Annotated in this window: 12 protein-coding genes and 1 tRNA gene; 4 read left to right on the top strand and 9 right to left on the bottom strand. The window is 70.1% G+C overall.

Translation table 11 applies throughout. The features are described 5' to 3' along the window. The first annotated feature begins 16 nt into the window (after positions 1-16). Complete coding sequence (locus ACFWE2_RS00335; RefSeq protein WP_377222207.1) at positions 17-1,141, top strand: M15 family metallopeptidase; 1,125 nt, start codon at positions 17-19, stop codon at positions 1,139-1,141. A 220-nt stretch (positions 1,142-1,361) separates the two neighbouring features. Continuing rightward, positions 1,362-4,433 (top strand): carbohydrate-binding protein, encoded by a 3,072-nt coding sequence (locus ACFWE2_RS00340; protein ID WP_377222208.1) that lies wholly within the window; start codon positions 1,362-1,364, stop codon positions 4,431-4,433. 195 nt (positions 4,434-4,628) lie between these two features. On the opposite strand, the gene ACFWE2_RS00345 is transcribed toward ACFWE2_RS00340, so the two are convergent. Further along, positions 4,629-5,447 carry an HAD family hydrolase gene (locus ACFWE2_RS00345; protein WP_377222209.1) on the bottom strand — a complete coding sequence of 273 codons (819 nt, stop codon included), beginning with the start codon at positions 5,445-5,447 and terminating at the stop codon, positions 4,629-4,631. A 409-nt stretch (positions 5,448-5,856) separates the two neighbouring features. Then, positions 5,857-5,933, bottom strand: a tRNA-Ile gene (locus ACFWE2_RS00350). Positions 5,934-7,084: 1,151 nt separating this feature from the next. Between ACFWE2_RS00350 and ACFWE2_RS00355 the strand changes: the two genes are divergently transcribed. Continuing rightward, positions 7,085-7,603 (top strand): hypothetical protein, encoded by a 519-nt coding sequence (locus ACFWE2_RS00355; RefSeq protein WP_377222210.1) that lies wholly within the window; start codon positions 7,085-7,087, stop codon positions 7,601-7,603. 331 nt (positions 7,604-7,934) lie between these two features. On the opposite strand, the gene ACFWE2_RS00360 is transcribed toward ACFWE2_RS00355, so the two are convergent. From ACFWE2_RS00360 to ACFWE2_RS00390, 7 genes are all read right to left on the bottom strand, one after another. Continuing rightward, on the bottom strand, positions 7,935-8,432 hold the full coding sequence (locus ACFWE2_RS00360) for a DUF3145 domain-containing protein (RefSeq protein ID WP_116676168.1): 498 nt from the start codon (positions 8,430-8,432) through the stop codon (positions 7,935-7,937). 278 nt (positions 8,433-8,710) lie between these two features. Further along, positions 8,711-9,196, bottom strand: a complete 486-nt coding sequence (gene def, locus ACFWE2_RS00365) for a peptide deformylase (protein WP_377222211.1) — start codon at positions 9,194-9,196, stop codon at positions 8,711-8,713. 156 nt (positions 9,197-9,352) lie between these two features. Next, positions 9,353-10,597 carry a beta-ketoacyl-ACP synthase II gene (gene fabF / locus ACFWE2_RS00370; protein WP_377222212.1) on the bottom strand — a complete coding sequence of 415 codons (1,245 nt, stop codon included), beginning with the start codon at positions 10,595-10,597 and terminating at the stop codon, positions 9,353-9,355. A 132-nt stretch (positions 10,598-10,729) separates the two neighbouring features. Then, positions 10,730-10,978: an acyl carrier protein gene (locus ACFWE2_RS00375; protein WP_116676165.1), complete on the bottom strand. Its 249-nt coding sequence runs from the start codon at positions 10,976-10,978 to the stop codon at positions 10,730-10,732. 128 nt (positions 10,979-11,106) lie between these two features. Next, a complete protein-coding gene (locus ACFWE2_RS00380; protein ID WP_377222213.1) occupies positions 11,107-12,108 on the bottom strand; it encodes a beta-ketoacyl-ACP synthase III in 1,002 nt (333 codons plus the stop codon). Then, positions 12,105-13,091, bottom strand: a complete 987-nt coding sequence (locus ACFWE2_RS00385; protein ID WP_377222214.1) for an ACP S-malonyltransferase — start codon at positions 13,089-13,091, stop codon at positions 12,105-12,107. Before ACFWE2_RS00385 ends, ACFWE2_RS00380 begins: the two co-directional genes overlap by 4 nt. A gap of 119 nt (positions 13,092-13,210) precedes the next feature. Beyond that, positions 13,211-14,521, bottom strand: a complete 1,311-nt coding sequence (locus tag ACFWE2_RS00390; RefSeq protein WP_377222215.1) for a PucR family transcriptional regulator — start codon at positions 14,519-14,521, stop codon at positions 13,211-13,213. Between the two features lie 99 nt (positions 14,522-14,620). On the opposite strand from ACFWE2_RS00390, the gene ACFWE2_RS00395 reads away from it, so the two are divergent. Next, positions 14,621-15,310, top strand: a complete 690-nt coding sequence (locus ACFWE2_RS00395) for a hypothetical protein (RefSeq protein WP_377222216.1) — start codon at positions 14,621-14,623, stop codon at positions 15,308-15,310. Positions 15,311-15,360 lie beyond the last annotated feature (50 nt).

The raw sequence follows: 15,360 nt of genomic DNA on the forward strand, positions 1-15,360 counted from the left end.
CGTAAATTCTGGCCTCGTGACCTCGACGAACGCCATGCCTCATGTCGATCCCCCCGACGTGAAGCCCGGCGGGACCGCGAGAGAGCGGCGCGAGGCGAAGGCCCGTCGTCGCCGGAGCCTGCGGACGGTCGTCGTCGTGACGCTCGTGGTCGTCCTCGCGATGGGCGGCGGCGGTCTCGCCTGGTACGCCGCGGAGGAGACGGCGGACCTCGCCACCCAGAACTCCACGGCGAAGCAGCTGCTGGCAACCTCTGCCGGCAAGGTCGCCGAGGAGACGGCGCGCGCGAGCCTCTCGACCCAGATCGCCGAGGCCGAGACGGTGCTGGCCGAGCCGGTCCTCAGCCGGCTCCTCACGGGGACCGGCGACGCCCGGGACTCCCTCGGGGCCGCGTCGGACGCCGTCGAGACCTCCATGGTCGACTTCGCCCGCGGCCAGGTCACGGCCGCCCGCAAGGGGATGACGAGCGCTCAGGCCCACGCGGAGAAGGTCCACACGGCGACGGAGGGCATGGGTGTCGACGACGCCGTGCGGGGGCAGCTCCGGGCCGCCCTCGACACGCTCGCCGCCGTCGACGCCGCGGCGGACGACGCCCTCGCCGGCGCGGACCTGGCAGAGCTCGAGAAGGCCGCCACCGACCTGAGCACGAACCGCTCGGCCCTCACGCTCGCCACGCAGTCGCTGACCGACGCGCAGGACGCGATCTCCTGTCCCCATCCGGACCAGACGTGGGACCCGGACAGCGGCAAGGTGCCGCGCTCCGCTCTGGCGGAGATCCCGTGGGCGCCCACGCACAAGGTGCGCGCCGACGTGCTGCAGGACCTCGTCGACCTCGATGCCGCCTACTGGGAGGCGTTCGGCGTGCACCTGACGATCAACTCGTCCTACCGCACGTACGAATCGCAAGCCTCCCTGTACGACCCGGCGGCGCCGACCGCCGCGCCGCCTGGTTGCTCCACCCACGGCCTCGGGCTCGCGGTGGACATCGGCGGCGGGGTCCAGACGTTCGGCACCCAGCAGTACGACTGGCTCAAGCAGCACGCCGAGACCTACGGCTGGACCCACCCGGACTGGGCCGAGCCCGGCGGCCGGATGCCGGAGCCGTGGCACTGGGAGTCGGTGCTCGTACGCGCGGGGTCGTGACGCCCCACCGCTGAGTCGCTGGCGGTTCCCAGATCGCACGCCCCAAGGGGTTGCCATCCGAGAAACCGGTTGCTAGGTTCCGGGAAACCGGTTACCCACGTGGGGTCAGTATCACCCGGCGGATCGCTCCAGAGTCGGGGCGGGCGCGTTCCCGGACTTCACGTCGCACGAAGAACCACAGCAACGTCCCGCTTTCAACGACGAACGTGAGGCAACGACGATGAGAAGACCAAGAGCAGTGCAGCTCCTGTCGGCGGTGGCAGCCATGACCCTCGCGGTCACGATCGGGGTGACGGCGCAGTCGGTCCCGGACGCGGCCGCCGCCACCGGCAGCGCGACGGGCTTCGCCACCCAGAACGGCGGCACCACCGGTGGTGCCGGCGGGCAGACGGTACGGGCGAGCACCGGTACCGCGATCCATACGGCGCTGTGCAACCGCGCCACCAAGAGCACCCCGATCGTCATCGAGGTCTCGGGCACCATCAACCACGGAAACACGAGCCAGGTGTCGGGCCCGGGGTGCAGCACCGCGTCCGGCGTGATCGAGCTCAAGCAGATCAGCAACGTCTCGATCATCGGCGTGGGGAGCGGCGCGGTCTTCGACCAGATCGGCATCCACATCCGCGAGTCGAGCAACATCATCATCCAGAACGTGACGGTGCAGAACGTCAAGAAGTCCGGCTCGCCCACGTCCAACGGGGGCGACGCCATCGGCATGGAGAGCGGCGTCCGGAACGTCTGGGTCGACCACGTCAACCTGATCGCCTCGGGCGGCGAGTCGGAGGGCTACGACGGCCTCTTCGACATGAAGAACGACACCAAGTACGTGACGCTCTCCTACAGCATCATGCGCAACTCCGAGCGCGGCGGGCTGGTCGGCTCCAGCGAGACCGACGTCTCCAACAGCTTCATCACGTACCACCACAACCTGTACCAGAACCTGAACTCCCGGGTGCCGCTGCTGCGCGGCGGCATCGCGCACGTCTACAACAACCACTACACGGGCATCGTGGAGTCCGGGATCAACTCGCGGGCCGGGGGCAGGGCGAAGGTCGACAACAACTACTTCGAGGACTCCAAGGACGTCCTCGGCACGTTCTACACCGACCAGGCCGGCTACTGGCAGGTCGCGGGCAACATCTTCGACAACGTGACGTGGTCCCCCCGAAGCGGCGACCACAACCCGGCAGGCCCGAACCCGACGTCGAACACCTCGGTCAGCATCCCGTACTCGTACCCGATGGACGCCGCGAGCTGCGTGCCGTCGGTCGTGAGCCAGACGGCGGGCGCGAACAAGGGCAACCGGGTCTCGGACGGCAGCTGCACGCCGACCGACCCCGACCCCGACCCGGACCCCACCCCGACCGACCCCACGGACCCGACGGACCCGCCCACCGGCACCAACCTGAGCCTTGGCGCGGGCGCAGACGGCTCCAGCAAGGCCAGCGGCACCAGCTTCGGCAACGTGCTCGACGGCAACACCAGCACCTACTGGTCACCCTCAGGCTCGACCGGGCGCGTCTCGATCAAGTGGGCCTCCGCGAAGACCGTGTCCAGCGTCAACATCCGTGAGGCCTCCGGCGCGGTCGGCAACATCGGCTCATGGCGCATCGTCAACAACGACAACGGTGCGGTGCTGGCGACCGGCAGCGGCGCGAAGGCCGTCAGCTTCGCCGCGACGTCGCTGACCAAGATCAACTTCGAGATCACCAGCTCGACCGGCACGCCGCGGGTCGCCGAGTTCGAGACGTACGCGGGATCGTCGGCCGCGGCCGCAACGACGACGGAGGCCTCGGCGGTCGCAGCGGTCGAGCGGTTCGAGGCCGAGTCGTCCGCGGCGACCTGCGGCGGCACCATCGACACGAACCACTCCGGCTACTCCGGCAGCGGATTCTGCAACACCACCAACGCGTCGGGCGCGGCGCTGCAGGTCAACGTCGGCAACGGGGCCGCAGGGGCCGCGACCCTCGCGGTCAGGTTCGCCAACGGCGGCACCACCGCACGCACCGCGGACCTCGTCGTGAACGGCACCAGGGTCCAGGCGGTCTCCTTCGAGCCGACGGGCGCGTGGAGCACCTGGTCCACGAAGTCCCTGCCGGCCACCCTGGTCGCGGGCGCCAACACGATCCGGCTCGTCGCGACCAACTCGGGCGGCCTGGCGAACATCGACTACATCGAGGTTCCGACCGGAGGCACCACCGAGCCGCCCGTCGACGGCGCGCTGTACGTGGCTCCCGGCGGTACGGACGGCGCCGCGGGGACGCTGGCGAACCCGACGACGCTCCCGTCGGCGATCAACCGGATCGCCGCCGGCGGCACGATCTACCTGCGTGGCGGCACCTACAACTACGCGCAGACGATCACGATCCCGCCGGGCAAGAACGGCCTGTCGGGCGACCGCACCGAGATCTTCGCGTACGCCGGTGAACGGCCGGTGCTGAACTTCTCGGCGCAGAGCGAGGACCCGGCCAACCGCGGCCTCGCGATCGGCGGCGACTGGTGGCACCTGCGCGGCATCGTCGTCGAGCGAGCCGGCGACAACGGAATCCTCCTCGGCGGCGACAACAACGTCATCGAGCGGGTCGTCACCCGGCACAACCGTGACTCGGGGCTCCAGCTCTCCCGCTACACCGCTGGGGCGCCCCGGGCCGACTGGCCCGCGAACAACCTCATCGTGTCCTCGGAGTCGCACGACAACGTCGACTCCGACGGGGAGGACGCCGACGGGTTCGCGCCCAAGCTCACCGTGGGCACCGGCAACGTCTTCCGGTACACCGTGGCCCACAACAACATCGACGACGGCTGGGACCTGTACACCAAGTCCGACACCGGTGCGATCGGCGCGGTCACCATCGAGAACTCGCTCTCCTACGAGAACGGGACCCTGTCCAACGGCGGCCAGGCCGGCAACGGCGACCGCAACGGCTACAAGCTCGGCGGCGAGGACATCGCGGTGAACCACATCGTGCGGCGCAGCATCGCCTTCGACAACGGGAAGCACGGGTTCGGCTACAACCGGAACCTCGGCTCGCTGACGGTGGAGAACAACCTGAGCATCGGCAGCGCGGAGCGCAACTTCAACTTCGACGGCGGCTCCTCGACGTTCCGGAACAACACGTCCTGCGACAGTGGGTCGAACGACCGGATCGTCGGCAACGACGCGGGTGGCAACCAGTGGTACGCCGGCTCGAACGGGTCCCGGTGCGCGCAGTACTCAGGTGCCCTGAGCTGGTCCTTCGCGTCCGACGGGCGCCTCGTGGTGACGATCGGGGGTACCGCCGTCAACCTGTGACCTGACGGCGGGACCAACGCAACGGCAGCGGCCCGAGTCCACGACGTGTGGATCCGGGCCGTTCGTCGTGTCCACTGACGTCACGTTGAAGGCCGGTACGGAGTTGCCTGCACACGCTCGCCTCGATCCAAGTCGGCGTAGGCAGATGGGGCGTACCGAGTACTGCCCCACTACGACGATCCCGGCCGGCGAGTCTCAGTCCAGCATCGATAGAAGGGCGGTCGCGGCGCCGTCATCGTCGATCGTGCCGGTCACCGTGTCTGCGACGGCACGGACGTGGGCGGGCGCATGGCCCATGGCGATGCCGCGGGTGGCCCAGCTCAGCATCTCCAAGTCGTTCTCGCCGTCACCAATCGCAACCGTGTCGCAGTCCTGGACATCGAGCCGCGTACGGATCTTCTCCAGGGCCGTTGCCTTCGAGATACCCGGTGCTGTCACATCTACCCAGTCAGCCCCGGTGGCGATCGCGGTCAGGCCGAGCGCTCGCAGGTCCGGCACGAGGCGGTGAGCGGCCGGGTCGAGCAGGATCAGCCGTGTCGTTCCGTACCTCCAGACCCCTTCGATGCGGCCGATACGGTACTGGGTACCGTTGAGCCGACCGTCGGGGAATGGGGTGTTCACGCGATACCCGGCTCCGACGATCTCTGCGGCGAGCCGTGCGCCAGGCGCCATCCTGATGGCGACTTGGATCGCAGCTTCGGCGTCGAGCGGGTGTTGGTCGACGATCTCGTAGTGGCCATCGAGCAGGCGCGCCGTGACGGCGCCGTTCGAGGCGACGATCCACGCGTCGTGCAGACCGAGCTGCAGCGCCACGGGCAGCGCACCGACCAAAGATCGTCCCGTGGCAAGCACGATGTGGTGGCCGGCGGCGCGGACCTCGGCGGCCGCGGCGTGCACGGCTCGGCTCACGGGGCACCCGGTGCGTACCAGGGTGCCGTCGATGCCGCATGCGACGAGCGCCGGGCGGGTGACGTCCATGTGCCCCGTAGTCCGCTGCGGCGTCGCCGAACTCATGCTGTCAGAGATTAGAGACACGGGCCGTGTTGAGCGAGCAGAAGCAGATGCATCAGATCTTTGAACCCAAGGCGATTCTCGTCGCGGAGGCATCCCCGTTTCGAGCAACGGAGACCGCCACGCGTGCATGGCTCCTCCACGTAGACCCGCCGGTCGGCCAGGGCGGGTCAGCCACGCTGTTCGCCGGGACCGGACCGACCGCAGGGTCTCCCTGTCCGGGATGGAAGGTGACCGACTACAACGCCCTGGCTGACGTCGGGCAGGTCCCCGGACGTGGGGCGTCGTCGAGGTGATGGAGGCGTCACAGTCTGCGCCGACGCCTGGTTCGGGTGATCGTTCTTGGATTTTGTTGGGTCGGGGCCGTCCAACGAGAGCAGAGAGGCCCGGAATCAGCGGGATTCCGGGCCTCTGGTGCCCCGTACAGGACTTGAACCTGTGACCGAGAGATTATGAGTCTCCTGCTCTGACCAACTGAGCTAACGGGGCCCGCACCCTCGGCGGGCGCACGCTGAGAATACCTGCTCCAGCGTGTGTAGCGGGCACGAGGATCGGCCTGTCGCTCGGAGCGAGACTTGCGTACGGTGCTTCCGGTTCGGACGCGCTGCGGCCCCAGTCCGCGACGGCACTCTGTGATCGGATTGCCGCGCGGTTGTCTCGCGCTCGCACTCCGAGGCGCCACCTTCGCATATCGACCGACTGCTGCGTTCGATCCAGTATTTGCGCAGCGTCGACCGAGCTGTGATTCCTCACGATCACATCCTCATCGGGGGTCCAGCGGCGCTTTGAGACACCGAATCGATAGGTGGGTGCGGTCCAGGCTGCGATCTCTGACGCTGCGATTGCTTTGCGGGGAAGAGCGAGTGCACCGTCGTAGTAGCACCATGCTGCGAGCGCTTGTGCCGCAGTGTTGGTCACCATGATGTTGTAGACGCTGTCCCGTGTGTTGCGGCGGGCGGTGCGTCGGACCAGGCATACCTCTGCGATCACGTCGCAGAAGTACTTTGCGAGCCGTTCGCTCGCGGTGACCATGCTGACGAACGGATACCCCCGTGCCGTGAAGCCGATGGATCCGTCGCCGTCGATGAGTCCGCGGACGTAATCAGGCGCGACGTAGGGGGCGTCGGGTGGCCCGACCGTTGCGGACTTGCGGCCAGGCGTCACGCCCACGGCTGCGAAGAATCGTCGAGCGTCCTGCGCGAATAGATTGAGAATCGCCGAGGTGTAGTCGCTGGCCGCGAAGTTGGTCTGCCTGGTGCGTCTGGAAAGAGTTGTTGCCCAGGGGAGCGCTGTAGCGATGCTCTTGAGGTGCGCCTCGTCTCGCACTGCAAGCTCGATCGTGATCCGCCCCTTCTTCTCAGGGCCTCCGGAATGAGAACCATCAGTCTGGAGGAACCCAGTTATGTAGGAAATATTCGGCATCAACAGCAATTCAGCATCCATGGTTGGAACGTTAGTCCGGCTATCAGACATCTGCCGACACGGGACCTTGGTGCCGGTCGACGTCGGCGTTCGCCTCCGTGGGTTCGGTGACATGCCGCGATCGGAGACGGGCAGGGCACGCGGGCTGCGATCCCGCCCGGAGCGGAGACAGCCGCAGGAACCGGCCGGCCCCTGGCGTCCCGGCCGTCTCCCGGCGCGTGCGCTTCCTCAGGCTGCCCGAGGAGGCGCGGCTCGTCGTCCTGCGGTCACCCTCGGCCGGTCCGGTCCCGGGGCAGAAATCGCCAGAGCCCTGGCCTGCCCTACGGGCCGCTCTGCTCGACGACGGCGCCACACCCGTCGTCGTCGATGCGCATCTCGCTCAGGACCGCACCCTGGCCGGCCTACGCGACCCAGGTGCTGCGGGCCGACGGCCTCGCGGGCGGCACCGGCGCGCCGGGACGGGGCAGGCGCTTCCCGGCGACCTGCTGCTCACGCAGGCCTGCCTGGCGCTGCTTCTCGTGGCCGTGCTGGTCGCGCTGGGCTGGCAGTCCCGCTGGACCGTGCCGCTGCTGGTCGGCTGGACCGCGCTGACCGTGTCTGCAACCTCGCCCACAACGCGGCGGTGCTTGCGACAGGCACAGATCTGCCTGGCGTACGTGCTGTCGGGGCGGTTCAAGCTGCAGGGCGCGGAGTGGCGCGACGGATCGGCCGTGTACTACACGCTGCTCCTGCCCTAGTTCCGGCCGTCGCCCGCGGTGGCTGACCTGATCGCAGAGAGCGGCGGGCTCGTGGCGGCGGTGATTTGGGGGACGCAGCTGCAGCTCACCTTCCCGCTCCTGCTGCTGCAGCGACACCTGCGGACGGTGGGCGTCGCCGGCGCCCTCCTCATGCACGCGGGCATCGCCGTGACCATGGGTCTGCCGTTCTTCTCGCTGTTCATGATGGCGGGCGACTGCGTCTTTCTCCGCGACCGATTAGTTGACCATGCAGTTGCTGCCAGACCGGAGGGCTTCTTGGCAGCAACTGCATGGTCGATCAGTCGGTCGCCTGACGGCGGCCCGCTGGGGGTCAGCCGACCTGGTGGAGCCAGCGGACCGGCGCGCCGAGGCCCGCGTGGCGGAACGGCTCGAGCTCGTCGTCCCAGGCGGCGCCCAGGGCGAGGTCGAGGGCGTCCCGCATGGCACGCGGGTCGGCGAGCTCCAGGGCTGCACGGACGCGGTCCTCCTGGACCACCACGTTGCCGTGTACATCCGTCATGGCGTGGAAGATGCCGAGGTCGGGGGTGTGCGACCAGCGGGCACCGTCGGCCCCGTTGCTCGCGTCCTCGGTGACCTCGTACCTGAGGTGGGACCAACCGCGCAGGGCGGACGCGAGCTTGGCCCCCGTGCCCTGCAGGCCCTGCCACGAGTACTCGGCACGGTACAGACCGCGTCCCGCGGGCTGCGCGGTCCAGTCCATGGATACGCGCACGCCAAGTACGTTCCCCGCTGCCCACTCGATGTGGGGGCACAGGGCACGAGGCGCCGAGTGCACAAAAAGCACACCCCGCGTGATGACACCGGCCATGTCTTCCTCCCTGGGTCGAGGTACGTCTTCCCCTACGTCCTCACCAGGGCGGTGACGCTGTGGTCGGCTGCACAGCGGTGCTTCGGACCACATACTGCCCGATCCGCCGACGAGATGCGAGGCGAAACGGCGCGCAGGCGTCGAGTTAATCACCACGTACGACGAGTTCGTGCGGCACATTCTTGCCTAAAAAGCCGCACCACCACTAGTGCCCCTTAAGACTTTCTTGAGATTGATCCCACAGGGCGTCGCATGTATCAAACAGGGCGGTCAGACCCTCACAGACGCGCGCGAAGCTCCCGCATCGCGGCCCGCCGCGTCTCCTTCTGGAGGCGGTCGAGATAGACCATGCCGTCCAGGTGGTCGCACTCGTGCTGGAGGCAGCGGGCCATGATCCCGGTGCCCTCAACGGTGATCGGGTCGCCGTCCAGGTTGATGCCCTCGACCTTGGCGTAGTTGGCCCGCACGGTGGGGTACCAGAGGTTGGGCACCGACAGGCAGCCCTCGCCGCCGTCCTGCAGCTCCTCGCCCAGCTCGACGATGCGCGGGTTGATCACGTAGCCGATCTCGCCCTCGATGTTCCACGAGAAGGCCCGCAGCGAGACGCCTATCTGGTTGGCGGCCAGCCCGGCACGCCCCTCGTCGTCCACCGTGTCGACGAGGTCCGCGACCAAGCTGCGGACGCGGTCGTCGATGGTCGTCACGGTGTCGCACGGGGTGCGCAGTACTGGGTCGGGAACCACACGGATCTCACGCATTGCCATGCGGACATTCTCCCATGTCAGATGAAGGGGGCGCGGGCAGGCCGGACTCGCGTGGCGCGGGTTGGTCTCGACGGGTCGACCGACCGCACACGCGTCAGGCGCTCAGGTCACCTGGACGACCTGAGCGCCTGACACGTGCTTGACCTGCGGCCGGGGTCAGTGGTTCTGGATCACCAGGGCGACGTTGTGCCCGCCGAAGCCGAAGGAGTTGTTGATGGCGGCGATGTCGCCGCCGGGCAGCTTCGCCGGCTCGTCGCGCACGAGCGGCACCTGGAGCTCCGGGTCCGGGTTGTCCACGTTGATCGTCGGCGGGGCGAGCCGCTCGGAGATCGCCTTGACCGCGAACAGCGACTCGATGGCGCCCGCGCCACCCAGCAGGTGGCCCGTCATGGACTTCGTCGCCGAGAGCAGCACGTGGTCGGCCTCGGAACCCAGCAGCGTCCGGATGGAGGCCGTCTCGGTGAGGTCGCCCACCTTGGTGGAGGTGGCGTGCGCGTTGACGTGCACGATGTCGGCGGCGGTCACCTCGGCGTCCTGCATCGCGAAGCGCATGGCCGCGACCTGACCCTTGCCCTCGGGGTCGGGGGAGGTGATGTGGTACGCGTCGGACGACAGGCCCACACCGCTGATCCTGGCGTAGACGCGCGCGCCGCGGGCGGCCGCGTGCTCGGCGCTCTCCAGCACCAGGACCGCCGCACCCTCACCGAGCACGAAACCGTCGCGGTCGACGTCGTACGGGCGGGAGGCCCGCTGCGGGTCGTCGTTGCGCAGCGAGAGCGTGCGGGACGCCGCGAACGCGCCGAGCGGCATCGGGTGGATGGAGGCCTCGGTACCGCCGGCGACGACGACGTCGGCGCGCCCGGAGCGGATCATGTCCACCGCGTAGCCAACGGCCTCGGCGCCGGAGGCGCAGGCCGACACGAGCGCGTGGGTACCCGCGCGGGCGCCCAGCTCGAGCGACACGTAGGCAGAGGGGGAGTTCGGCATGAGCATGGGGACGGTCATGGGCAGCATGCGCCGTGCGCCGCGCTCACGGAGCGTGTCCCAGCCGTCCAGGATGGTCTGGATGCCGCCGATGCCGGACGACACCACGGCGCCGAGCCGGTCGCCGTCGATCTCGGGGCTGCCCGCGTCGGCCCATGCCTCGCGCGTCGCGACGATCGCGTACTGCGCGGACGGGTCCATGCGCTTGAGCTCGGGGCGGGAGAGCACCTCCGCCGGGTCCACCTTGATGGTGGCGGCGAAGGTCACGGGGATCCCGTACTTCTCGGCCCAGTCGTTCTCGAGGGTGCGCGCACCCGAAACACCGGCGAGTGCCGCCTCCCACGTGGATGCCACGTCCCCGCCGAGGGGTGTGGTGGCGCCGAGGCCGGTGACGACGACTTCGCGTGCGGAGGACATGATGATGCTCCCGGGAGTGGTGGGACGAAGGGGGCAGGTATGAAAAGGGTGCTACCTCGTGGGCAGCGAGTGCCCGACGGCGGCACGGGCCCGGTGGAACAGGGGCCGCGCTGCCGCCGTCGGGGGGGCGGCTCAGGCCTGGGCGCCCTTGATGAAGCTCACTGCGTCGCCGACGGTCGAGAGGTTCTTGACCTCTTCGTCCGGGATGCGAACCTCGAACTTGTCCTCGGCGTGCGTGACGATGGTCATCATCGACAGGGAGTCGATGTCGAGGTCGTCCTGGAAGGACTTCTCGAGCAGGACGTCGGCCTTGTCGAGCCCCGTCTCCTCGGCAACGATCTCGGCGAGGCCCTCGAGGATCTCCTGGTCCGTGTTGGCCATGGGACTTCCTTATCTTTCGTGACGGTCACCGGCGCCGTCGGGCACCGGAGTCTTGCTGGTCAGATCTTGGCGCATCTCGCGACCGGAATGCACGACGGGTCATTTCCGTGACGACCCGCCGCGTACGGCTACGGCAGCACCACGACCTGCGCGGCGTAGACGAGGCCCGCGCCGAACCCGATCTGGAGGGCGAGGTCGCCTGACCTGGCCTGGCCTTCCGTGAGGAGGCGCTCAGCGGCCAACGGGATCGACGCCGCCGACGTGTTGCCGGTCTCGGCGATGTCGCGCGCTATGACCACGGTATCCGGCAGGCCGAGCTGCTTCTTCATCTGGTCGATGATCCGCATGTTGGCCTGGTGCGGGATGAAGACCTGGATGTCCTCCGCGGTCACGCCCGCCTCGGCCATCGCCTTCTCCGCGACGGGCGCCATCTGGAAGCTCGCCCACTTGAACACCGTGGGCCCGTCCTGGCGCAGCGTGGGCCAGCCGAGCGCGGGGTCCTCGCGCAGCTCGGTCCAGGAGTGGGTCTGCCGGATCGCGGTGGCCTTGGCGCCGTCCGAGCCCCAGACGGTCGGGCCGATGCCCGGGGTGTCCGACGGGCCGACGATCGCGGCGCCCGCGCCGTCGCCCAGCAGGAACGAGATGGAGCGGTCGGTCGGGTCGATGATCTCGCTGAGCTTCTCGGCGCCGATCACCAGCACGTGCCGGGCCAGGCCCGAGCGCACGAGGGCGTCCGCCTGGCCGATGCCGTACGCGTAGCCGGCGCACGCCGCCGACACGTCGTACGCGGCGGCAGGCGTCGCGCCGATGCGGTCGGCCAGGATCGCGGCGGCCGACGGCGTCATGTGCATGTGCGTGATCGTCGAGACGATGATGGCGTCGATGTCGGCGCCGGTCAGGCCGGCGGCCTGAAGCGCCTTGTTCGCCGCGGCCTCGGACAGGTCGAGCACGTCCTTGTCCGCGCCGGCCCGCCGGCGGGTGACGATGCCGGTGCGCTGGCGGATCCACTCGTCGGAGGAGTCGATGGGACCGGCGATGTCGTCGTTGGTCACGACGAGCTCGCCGCGCTCCGCGCCGATCGCGAGGATCCGCGAGAACTGCGTGGTCTGGGCCTGCTGCAGGATGGTCACTGGTCTGCTCCGGTCGCGTTCGTGCCGCTGGAAAGGACAGTGCTGTGTGCCTCGATGAGCGCACGCGCCGCATCGAGGTCGGCGGGCGACTTCACGGCGACGGTCTCCACACCCTTGAGGCCGCGCTTGGCGAGGCCCGTCAGGACGCCGCCGGGGGCGAGCTCGAGGAGGCCGGTCACGCCGCGCTCGGCAAGGCCGGTCATGATCAGGTCCCACCGGACCGGCGCCGTGACCTGGCCCGCGATGTTGCGCAGCACGTCGGCCCCGGTGCCGTGGCCGTTGGCGCCGCCCGTGTAGGCGGTGCCGTCCAGGTCCGCGAGGAACGGCAGCGTCGGGTCGGCGGCGTCCCAGCCGAGGGCCACCGGCTCGAACTCGGCGCGCGCGGCGTCCATGAACGGGGTGTGGAAGGCACCCGCGACCTGCAGCGGGATCACCCGGGCGCGCGTCGGCGGGTTCTCGGCCAGCTTGGCGAGGTTCTCCAGCGCGCCGGCCGCGACGGTCTGGCCGGCGCCGTTGACGTTGGCGGGCCACAGCCCCGCCGCCTCGATCGCGGCGAGCACTTCGTCCGGGTCGCCGCCCACGACGGCGCTCATGCCCGACGGCGCGGCGGCTGCCGCCGTGGCCATCGCCCGGGCGCGGTGGGCGACCAGGCCGGCCGCGCCGTCGTCCGACAGGGCGCCCGCCACCGCGGCCGCCGACAGCTCGCCGACGGAGTGACCGGCGGTGATGTCGACGACCTCGGCCGCGGCGCGGCCGTCCAGCAGGGCGCGCAGCGCGAGCAGCGACGTGGTGACGATCAGCGGCTGGGCCACGGCGGTGTCGCGGATCGTGTCCGCGTCCGACGTCGTGCCGTGCGCCACCAGGTCCAGGTTCGAGGCCTCGGATGCTGCGGCGAGGCGTTGTTCGGTTCCGGGCAGCTCGAGCCAGTCGCTGAGCATCCCGGGGGTCTGAGAGCCCTGTCCAGGGCAGACGACGGCGAGCACGCGTCCACTCTGCCAAGCCCGGCAGCTCCCAGGACGTCGCGACCCGTACCAACCTGGCAGAGGCCCCTTGTCGAGAACCTACAAGGCATTGGCCTCTGCGACGAGTTAGGACAAGACGGTCAGCCGCGGCCGAGCTGGCCCAGTGCCAGGGCCACCTGCAGCACGAACGACTCGCGAGCGTCGAGCGGGTCCCATCCGGTGATCTCCGACACCTTGCGGAGCCGGTAGCGCACCGTGTTGGGGTGAACGTACAGATGACGCGCCGCCGCCTCCAGCGACCGGCCCGTGCCCAGGTAGGCCGACAGCGTCTCCAGCACCGCGCCGCCCGCGTCCTGCAGCGGGGTGAAAGCCTGGGCGATCAGCGTGGCACGGGCCGTGTAGTCGCCGGTCAGCACGCGTTCGGGCAGGAGGTCGTCGGCCATGACCGGGCGGGGTGCCTGGGGCCATGCCGGGGCGGCGGTCAGGCCGGCGAGCGCGGAGCGGGCCGACCGGGCGGCGTCGGTCAGGCTGGGCACCTGGGTGCCGATCACCACCGGCCCGGCGCCGAAGCGGCTCAGGAGCGACGTGGCGGCGGCGACCAGGTCGCCCTCGCCGCCGAGGACGAGCACCAGCCGGTCGCCGTGGATCCCGACGAGGGCGTCGCCCGCGGCGCGCCGGGCGACGCGGCGGATCTCGGCGGTGCGGATCTCGTCGAGCTGTTCGGTGGCGAGGCCGACGACGACGAGCGCGTTGCCGCGGCCGCTCCACCCGAGGGCCGAGATGCGCGAGCGGAGGGAGTCGTCGCCGTCGCCGCGCACGAGGGCGTCGACCACGAGGGCCTCCAGCCGGGCGTCCCAGGCGCCGCGCCACTCGGCGGCACGGGCGTAGACCTCGGCCGCGGAGAACGCGACCTCGCGGGAGTAGCGCAGCACGGCCTCGCGCAGGTCGCGCTCGCCACCGGGAGCGGCGATCCGGTCGGAGTGCGTCTCGACGACGTCGACCACCACGCGCACGAGCTGCAGGGTGTGCTGGAGCGAGATGGAGCGGGTCAGCTCGGTGGGCGCGGCGGCGAAGATCTCGCTGACGCCGTGCGGCGGCCGGTCCGGGTCGGTGAACCACGACGTGAACGCGTTGATGCCGGCCTGGGCGACGAGGCCGACGTAGGAGCGGTCCTCGGCGGGGAGCTCGCGGTACCAGTTGAGGTCCTCGTCCAGACGGCGCATCGCGGCGGCGGTCAGCAGGCCGCTGGCCTCACGGACCCGCTGGAGGTTCATGGGGAACCCGGCGGGGTCGGTCGCGGCCTCCGGGGCGGACTCCGCCACGGGCGTCGAGGTAGCGGGCGCCGGGGCGTCCTGGCCGGAATCCTGGCTGCTGCCGCGGTTGGCAGCCTGCCCGGCCTCCCGGTCGGTCTTCTGAGCGCTGGTTCGCGCGCCCCGTCGAGTTGCTGGCACCCCGGCAGCATACGAGTCCGAGTTGTGGGGAGTCCACAAACGGACTTTCAAGACAGGGTGATCCCGGTGAGGTGAGGAGGAAAACTGTAGGGTCGAGGTATGGCCCTGATGCATCGGCTCCGCCGCCTCATCCGTCGGCCCCTGTCTGCGTCCACGGTCGGTGCTCGCCGCCCGTCGCCGTCGGCGCCCCGACGGGGGGACGCGGGACACGAGGACGCGCTGCGCGCCCAGCTGACCGACGATCCGAACAACGAAGAGGCTTTCGGCGCCCTGGCAGAGATCGTGCGCCGCCGTGCCGCCGAGGACCCGACGCTGGAGGACCCGTTGCGGGACTCCGACGAGATCCCCGAGTCCAAGCAGCGCGAGGCGGACCTCGCGGTCTGGGCGCTGGCCGAGGAGCTGGCCGGGCACCCGCGCGGCTGGTACCCGCTGATCGAGCTGGGCCGGCTGTCGCTGGCCGACGACCCGGAGGGTGCCGTCCGCCGCCTGAGCACCGCCGCCGAGCGCGACCCCGACGGTCGCGCCCTGGCCGAGGGGCTCGCCATCCTGCGCGACGCCGGCATGCCCGTTGAGGCGCTCGGGCTGGGCGTCGGGCACTGGCGGGTGCGGGAGCACTCCCCGGTGGTCGGCAAGCATCTCGTGCTGGCGGCGCTGGAGGCCGGCCGGGTGCCCGAGGCGAAGCAGCACCTGCGGGCGCTGGAGATGCACCCCGACACGAAGGCGGTCAGGCCGCTGCGGGACGAGCTGGAGAAGGCGATCACCGCAGCCGAGCACACCCCGCCGAGATAGAACCCGTCCGCGAAGTAGAGCGCTTGTCCGGCTCTCCCTGGGTCACACCC

The sequence above is a fragment of the Promicromonospora sp. NPDC060271 genome, assembly GCF_042726755.1.
GTDB lineage: Bacteria > Actinomycetota > Actinomycetes > Actinomycetales > Cellulomonadaceae > Promicromonospora.